Source organism: Pseudomonas sp. NPDC087639 (assembly GCF_044743385.1).
GTDB lineage: Bacteria > Pseudomonadota > Gammaproteobacteria > Pseudomonadales > Pseudomonadaceae > Aquipseudomonas.
The window spans coordinates 9807-17697 of record NZ_JBIUWI010000078.1 but is presented as its reverse complement, the minus strand read 5'-3'; the positions used below and the strand labels follow the sequence as shown (position 1 = coordinate 17697).

The 7891-nt window shown below is 58.8% G+C and carries 7 protein-coding genes; 1 reads left to right on the top strand and 6 read right to left on the bottom strand.

Going from position 1 to position 7891, the window contains the following annotated elements:
• The first annotated feature begins 318 nt into the window (after positions 1-318).
• A complete protein-coding gene (mltF, locus tag ACIOVB_RS23930; protein ID WP_401271862.1) occupies positions 319-1779 on the top strand; it encodes a membrane-bound lytic murein transglycosylase MltF in 1461 nt (486 codons plus the stop codon).
• Between the two features lie 127 nt (positions 1780-1906).
• Here mltF and pdxJ read toward each other — a convergent pair whose 3' ends face one another.
• The 6 genes from pdxJ to lepA all read right to left on the bottom strand — a co-directional run.
• Entirely contained in the window at positions 1907-2650 is a 744-nt protein-coding gene (gene pdxJ / locus ACIOVB_RS23925; protein ID WP_401271861.1) for a pyridoxine 5'-phosphate synthase, read from the bottom strand.
• Between the two features lie 47 nt (positions 2651-2697).
• Complete coding sequence (gene recO / locus ACIOVB_RS23920; RefSeq protein ID WP_401271860.1) at positions 2698-3387, bottom strand: DNA repair protein RecO; 690 nt, start codon at positions 3385-3387, stop codon at positions 2698-2700.
• Between the two features lie 120 nt (positions 3388-3507).
• Positions 3508-4410 (bottom strand): GTPase Era, encoded by a 903-nt coding sequence (gene era, locus ACIOVB_RS23915; RefSeq protein WP_064586098.1) that lies wholly within the window; start codon positions 4408-4410, stop codon positions 3508-3510.
• Positions 4403-5092, bottom strand: a complete 690-nt coding sequence (gene rnc / locus ACIOVB_RS23910) for a ribonuclease III (protein ID WP_187680031.1) — start codon at positions 5090-5092, stop codon at positions 4403-4405. The genes era and rnc overlap by 8 nt, the downstream gene beginning before the upstream one ends.
• A gap of 181 nt (positions 5093-5273) precedes the next feature.
• Positions 5274-6128 carry a signal peptidase I gene (lepB, locus tag ACIOVB_RS23905; protein WP_401271859.1) on the bottom strand — a complete coding sequence of 285 codons (855 nt, stop codon included), beginning with the start codon at positions 6126-6128 and terminating at the stop codon, positions 5274-5276.
• Between the two features lie 5 nt (positions 6129-6133).
• Positions 6134-7891: translation elongation factor 4 (gene lepA, locus ACIOVB_RS23900; protein WP_401271858.1), on the bottom strand; the 1758-nt coding region annotated here is incomplete at its 5' end.

Genomic DNA, 7891 nt, shown 5'->3' with positions numbered 1-7891 from the left:
AGAAAGGGCAGGAGCGCCGCGCAGGATCAACATCTTCGGGACAGCCTCGGGAAGGGGTGTGCTTTGAGGCCGTGCATTCTAGCCTAAACCGCCTTCAACATCACCCGAAACGCTACGCACGGTTGCACTCGCATGTCGATCTGTGTTTCTGATTCGCGAGTCAAATTTAACCGACCTGTGAAGACGGCTTATTTTTACTGTAACAAAATGCCCTTCGGCCCCATTTCTACGGGGTTTTGTTCGGTTTTGTGATCTCTAGCAGACCTGCCCCGCGCTGTCGAGATATGGCGCCCGCAGTCCTTTGCGTATACTGCGCAAATGTTTTTCCCAACGGCTTTGCGTCCGCGGTACGCCAAATGGCTGATCGCAACCGGACTCTTCCTGATGCTCGGTGGCTGTGTTGATAAACCCAACACACTCGAGCGCATAAAGGAGGATGGCGTGCTGCGGGTGATTACCCGAAACAGCCCCGCCACCTACTTTCAGGATCGCAGCGGTGAAACCGGCTTCGAATACGAGCTGGTGAAGCGCTTCGCCGACGATTTGGGCGTCGAACTGAAAATCGAAACTGCCGACAACCTCGACGATCTCTTCAACCAGATTGGCAAGCCGAACGGCCCGGTATTGGCAGCCGCAGGTCTGGTCAGCAGCGAACAACGCAAGACGCAGGTGCGGTTCTCCCACTCCTACCTCGAAGTCACCCCGCAGATCATCTATCGCAATGGCCAGTCACGGCCGACCGACGCTGGTGATCTGGTCGGCAAGAAGATCATGGTGCTTAAGGGCAGCACCCATGCCGAGCAACTGGCCGAGCTGAAAAAGAAAAACCCGGGCATCGAGTACGAAGAATCTGACGCCGTTGAGGTGGTCGACTTGCTGCGCATGGTCGACGAAGGCCAGATCGACCTGACGCTGGTCGACTCCAACGAAGTGGCGATGAACCAGGTGTACTTCACCAACATTCGCGTGGCCTTCGACCTCGGCGATGCGCGCAGCCAGAGCTGGGCGGTGGGCCCGGGCGAAGACAACAGCCTTCTCAACGAGATCAACAGCTATCTCGACAAGGTGCAGAAGAATGGCACCCTGCAACGCCTCAAAGACCGCTATTACGGGCACGTCGACGTTCTCGGCTACATGGGCGCCACCACGTTCGCCCAGCACTTGCAGCAGCGCCTGCCCAAGTACGAACAACACTTCAAGAGTTACGCCAAGAAAGAGAAAGTCGACTGGCGTCTACTGGCTGCCATCGGTTATCAGGAATCGTTGTGGCAACCGACAGTCACCTCGAAAACCGGCGTGCGCGGCTTGATGATGCTGACCCAGAACACCGCTCGGGCGATGGGCGTGTCCAATCGCCTCGATCCGAAGCAGAGCATCATGGGCGGCGCCAAGTACCTGGCCTATATGAAGGATCAGCTCGACGATTCGATCAAGGAGCCGGATCGCACCTGGTTTGCTCTGGCCGCCTATAACGTCGGCAGCGGCCATCTGGACGACGCGCGCAAACTGACCGCCAAGGAAGGGTTGAACCCGGACAAGTGGCTGGACGTGAAGAAGATCCTGCCGCGCCTGTCGCAGAAGCAGTGGTACAGCAAGACCCGCTACGGCTACGCCCGGGGCGGCGAGCCGGTGCATTTCGTGGCGAACATCCGTCGTTATTACGACATCCTCACGTGGGTAACCCAACCGCAGCTTGAAGGCGATCAAGTGGCCGAGGGCAATCTGCATGTGCCGGCTATCGACAAGTCGAAACCCGCTCAAGAACCTGCTCCCCTTTAAAAAGCACCTCAAAAACAAATGTGGGAGCGAGCCTGCTCGCGAAGGCGTCGTGTCAGTCGATATCATCTTTGACTGATACACCGCTTTCGCGAGCAGGCTCGCTCCCACAGGTGGGTTGTGTTGCCGCTTAGTGTTTTGCAGCAGCCAGAATCAGCGCTTTCATTTCGGAAACGGCGGACTTGAAGCCAACGAACAACGCATGCCCCACCAGCGCATGGCCGATGTTCAATTCGTTGATGCCCTTGATCGCCGCGACCGCCTCAACGTTATGGTAATGCAGGCCATGACCGGCATTGACGATCAGCCCCTGAGCCAGACCAAACGCTACACCGTCCGCCACACGCTTCAATTCTTCAGCGACTTCGGTCGGAGTCTCGGCGTCGGCATAGCGCCCGGTGTGCAGTTCGATGGCCGGCGCACCAACACGCTTCGAGGCAGCAATCTGGCGCTCGTCGGCATCGATGAACAGCGACACTTCGCTGCCGATCTTCGACAGACGCTCGACCGCAGCCTTGATCCGCGCTTCCTGCCCCGCGACATCCAGACCGCCTTCGGTGGTCAGTTCCTGACGGGTTTCCGGGACCAGGCAGATGTGCGCCGGACGGATGAGCTCGGCGAACGCCATCATTTCTTCGGTGACGCCCATTTCGAAGTTCATGCGGGTTTGCAGCACATCCTTGAGCAACAGTACGTCGCGCTCCTGAATGTGTCGACGGTCCTCGCGCAGGTGCACGGTGATGCCGTCGGCGCCCGCCTCTTCCGCGTCCAGCGCCGCCTTGACCGGATCCGGGTAGCGCGTGCCACGGGCCTGACGCAGGGTGGCGACGTGGTCGATGTTCACGCCAAGAAGAATGCGATTGCTGGTGGTCACGGATGCGCTCCTGAATTTAGAGATTCGGCGCACAGCATACGGGGTGATCAGGGCTTGCGAAACAGTTCGCGACTGACAAGCGGACGACCGCCCAAGTGAACAGCCAATGCTTGACGCATCAGACGTTTGGCGGCTGAGAGTGCGCCGGGGGCTGACCAGTCAGCTTCGGCCATGGCCAACAATTCAACACCGTTGAACAGGCCAGGTTGCAGCAGGTAAACGCGCTCAAGGCCAGCGTCCACTTGCAGACGATAGAGACCGTCCGGAGCCACCGCTTCGCCGTGGATGTCGGTGTTCATGGAAAAGCCATAACCGAGATCATCCAGCAGGCGCCATTCGAAGGAGCGCAACAAGGGCTCCAGCGGCCGACCTTCGGCCAAGGCCAGCAAGGTCGCGGCGTAGTGATCGAACACCGCCGGGTGCGGATCTTCGGCGGGTAGCAAACGGATCAACAGCTCATTGAGGTACAGACCGCTGAACAACGCCTCGCCGACCATCCACGTCGCGTTACCGGCACTTTCCATGCGCCCGACATTCTTCAACTCGCCCTTGCCGCGAAACTCGACTTCCAGCGGCACGAATGGCCGCGCCAACGTTCCGGCCTTGCCCCGCGCACTGCGCAACACCGCCCGCAGCCGACCTTGCGGCGTGAGGAAGTCCACCAACGCGCTGGTTTCGCGGTAGGCGCGAGAGTGCAGGACGTAGGCGAGTTGGGCGGGAGGTGGGCTTTGCGACATGAGCGCTTTTTCTCGGTCGGAGATTGCAAAAAAGATCGCAGCCTTCGGCAGCTCCTACAGGTTTACACAATCCACTGTATGAGCTGCCGAAGGCTGCGATCTTTTGATCTTTTGAGCCGCTTACAGGTCGCCGTAACCCAGCGAACGCAGCGCACGCTCGTCGTCGGACCAACCGCCCTTCACCTTGACCCACAGGTTGAGCATGATCTTGGAGTCGAACAGCAGCTCCATGTCCTTGCGCGCTTCGGTGCCGATGCGTTTGATGCGCTCGCCCTTGTCGCCAATGATGATCTTCTTCTGGCCATCACGCTCGACGAGAATCAGCGCATGGATATGCAGGGTTTTGCCCTGCTGCTTGAACTCTTCGATCTCGACGGTGATCTGGTACGGCAGCTCGGCGCCCATCTGGCGCATAATTTTTTCGCGCACCAGTTCAGCGGCGAGGAAACGGCTGCTGCGGTCGGTGATCTGGTCTTCCGGGAAGAAGTGATCGTTTTCCGGCAGGTGATCGGCAATCACCTTTTCCAGCGCCTCAAGGTTGTGCCCGTGCTGCGCGGAGATAGGGATGATCTGCGCGTTCGGCAGCTGTTCCTGCAACCAGCTCAGGTGCGGCATCAGTTCGGCTTTGTCTTCGATGCGGTCGGTCTTGTTCAGCGCGACGATCAGCGGGCCGGTCACGTACTGCACGCGCTCCAGCACCATCTGGTCTTCTTCGGTCCACTTGGTGCGATCGACCACGAAGATCACGACGTCGACGTCTTTCAACGCCGCCGAAGCGGTCTTGTTCATGTAACGGTTGAGAGCCTTTTCGCCACCCTTGTGCATGCCGGGGGTGTCGACATAGATCGCCTGCACGTCACCCTCGGTCTTGATCCCGAGCATGTTGTGACGGGTGGTCTGCGGCTTGCGCGAGGTGATCGCCAGTTTCTGACCGAGGATATGGTTCAGCAGCGTGGACTTGCCCACGTTGGGACGGCCGACGATGGCAACGTAGCCACAGCGAGTTGCGTTTGTATCAGTCATTGCCATTCTCCACGCCCAGGGCAATCAGTGCTGCGGCGGCCGCTACCTGTTCGGCAATACGACGACTCACACCCTGACCTCGGCTTTTTTCATTCAGTAAGACAACTTCGCACTCGACGAAGAAGGTTCGGCAGTGCGGCTCGCCCTGGATATCTACCACCTCGTAACGAGGCAGCTCGCAACCGCGCGATTGCAGATGTTCCTGCAGACGGGTCTTGGGATCCTTGTTGGTGTCCACCAGCGTCAGGCCTTCGAACTCGCCGGCCAGCCAGGCCAGGACGCGCTCGCGGGCCATGTCCATGCCGGCGTCGAGGTAGATCGCACCGATCAACGCCTCAAGGGCATCGGCCAGAATCGACTCGCGACGGAAACCGCCGCTTTTCAGCTCACCGGAACCCAGACGCAGGTAATCACCCAGGTCGAAACCACGCGCCAGTACGGCCAGGGTCTCACCTTTCACCAGGCGTGCGCGCAAACGCGACAACTGGCCTTCGCGAGCCAGCGGGAAGCGATCGAACAACGCCTCGCCAGCGACGAAGTTGAGGATGGCATCGCCGAGAAACTCCAGGCGTTCGTTGTTGCGCCCGGCAAAACTGCGGTGCGTGAGGGCCAGGACCATGAGTTCCTGATCCTTGAAGGTGTAACCGAGCTGACGCTCGAGACGGCTTAAAGAGGCGCTCACGGTTTACCCACGCTGAGATCAAAGCTGGATTCCACCGCCATCGCCGGGATACGGCGCAGGCCTGGGACAATTAACGCTGTGTTCAAAAATTACGTCCTGAATATCGTGGCTTCATGCCCTGGAGTCGATTGTAGCGACTCCAGAAATGCATTCGGCGCTGTGTTCAACAGCGCCGTGGTGATTACTTGATCAGGCCAACCCGCGAGAAATTCGGCAGGTGGCTGAGTTTCGGTTCCGGCCAGCTCATCCAGACCGCGAAGGCCTTGCCGACGATATTCCGGTCGGGAACCATGCCCAGCAGATCCTTGGGAATGTTCGGATCCTCCCAGTAGCGACTGTCGGTCGAGTTGTCGCGGTTGTCGCCCATCATGAAGAAGTGCCCTGCCGGCACGGTCCAGGTATGGTCCGGCGTGGCGCGGTAACGGCTCATTTCCTTGCGGATCAGGTGCTCGGCAGCGCCGAGTTTTTCCTTGTAGAGCTCTGCGCTGCCCAGCGTGCCCGGCTCGGAACCGACCATTTGCTCGGCAATCGACTCACCGTTGACGAACAGACGCTTGTCAGCGGTGTAACGCACCGTGTCGCCCGGCAGACCGACCACACGCTTGATGTAGTTGACGTTCGGGTCGCTCGGGTAGCGGAACACCATCACATCGCCGCGCTGCGGATCACCGACTTCGATGATTTTCTTGTCGATCACCGGCAGGCGGATCCCGTAAGAAAACTTGTTCACCAGAATGAAGTCGCCGACGTCCAGGGTCGGTTTCATCGAGCCGGACGGAATCTGGAACGGCTCCACCAGGAACGAACGCAGCACCAGCACGATGAACAACACCGGGAAGAACGACTTGCCGTATTCGACCAGAAGCGGCTCTTTGTTCAGCTTCTCGACCACCACGACGTCGGGCTGGCTGACACTGCCTTGATAAGAGGCAATGGCAGCACGCCGGCGGGGCGCCAGAATCAGCAGATCGAGCAACGCCAACAGGCCGCAGACGAACACGGCGATGACCAGCAACAGCGGGAAATTTAGCGACATAGGACCTAACTATCCAACCTGAGCACTGCAAGGAAGGCTTCTTGTGGAATTTCCACGTTGCCGACCTGCTTCATGCGTTTCTTACCGGCCTTTTGCTTCTCGAGCAGTTTCTTCTTACGGCTGACATCACCACCGTAGCATTTGGCCAATACGTTCTTTCTGAGAGCCTTGACGGTTGTCCGGGCGACAATCTGACCGCCAATGGCGGCCTGGATGGCCACGTCGAACATCTGACGAGGAATCAGTTCTTTCATCTTCTCGGTCAACTGGCGACCTTTGAAGTGCGAGTTGTCACGGTGCACGATCAACGCCAGGGCATCGACCTTGTCGCCGTTGATCAGCACGTCCAGTTTCACCAGATTAGCCGATTGGTAACGATCGAAATGGTAGTCCAGCGAAGCATAGCCGCGGCTGGTGGATTTGAGACGGTCGAAGAAGTCCAGAACCACTTCGTTCATCGGCAAGTCGTAAGTGACTTGCACCTGATTGCCGAGGAACAGCATGTCGACTTGAACGCCGCGTTTCTCGATGCACAGGGTGATGACGTTGCCCAAGTGTTCTTGCGGCACCAGGATATTGGCGCGCACGATCGGCTCGCGCATGTCTTCGACGGCCGAGACATCCGGAAGCTTGGACGGGTTATCGACGTAAATCGTTTCACCGGTTTTCAGCACCAGTTCGAAGATTACCGTCGGCGCCGTGGTGATCAGATCCAGATCGTACTCGCGCTCGAGGCGCTCCTGGATGATTTCCATGTGCAGCATGCCGAGGAAGCCACAACGGAAGCCGAAGCCCAAGGCGTCGGAACTTTCCGGGGTGTACTGCAGCGACGAGTCGTTCAGGGTCAGCTTCTGCAGCGCTTCGCGGAAATCTTCGAAGTCGTCGGAGCTGACCGGGAACAGACCGGCGTAAACCTGTGGCTGGATGCGTTTGAAACCCGGCAGTACCGGAACATCCGGGGTCGAGCTCAGGGTCAGGGTGTCACCGACCGGCGCACCGTGAATGTCCTTGATGCTGGCGATGATGAAGCCCACTTCGCCGGCCTTGAGGTCTACGGTGGCGGTGTGTTTCGGATTGAAAACACCGACGCTGTCGACCAGATGGATCTTGCCGGTGGATTTCACCAGGATCTTGTCACCCTTCTTCACGCGGCCGTGACGCACGCGCACCAGGGAGACAACGCCCAGGTAGTTGTCGAACCAGGAGTCGATGATCAACGCTTGCAGCGGATCTTCGATGTTGCCGGTTGGCGCAGGAATGGTGTGCACCAGACGCTCAAGCACTTCGTCGACACCCAGGCCGGTCTTGGCACTGCAGGTGACGGCGTCAGTGGCGTCGATGCCGATGATCTTTTCGATTTCGTCTTTGACGCGATCAGGATCAGCCTGTGGCAGGTCGATCTTGTTCAGGACCGGCATGACCTCAAGGCCCTGCTCAATCGCGGTGTAGCAGTTGGCCACGGACTGGGCTTCGACGCCCTGACCGGCATCGACCACCAGCAAGGCACCTTCACACGCGGCCAGGGAACGGCTGACTTCATAGGTGAAGTCTACGTGGCCCGGGGTGTCAATGAAGTTCAGCTGGTAGGTGACGCCATCTTTGGCTTTGTAATAAAGGGTAACGCTGTGGGCCTTGATGGTGATCCCGCGCTCACGCTCAAGATCCATGGAATCCAGTACCTGGGCTTCCATTTCACGCTCGGCCAGGCCGCCGCACATCTGGATGAAGCGATCGGCCAGCGTCGACTTGCCATGGTCAATGTG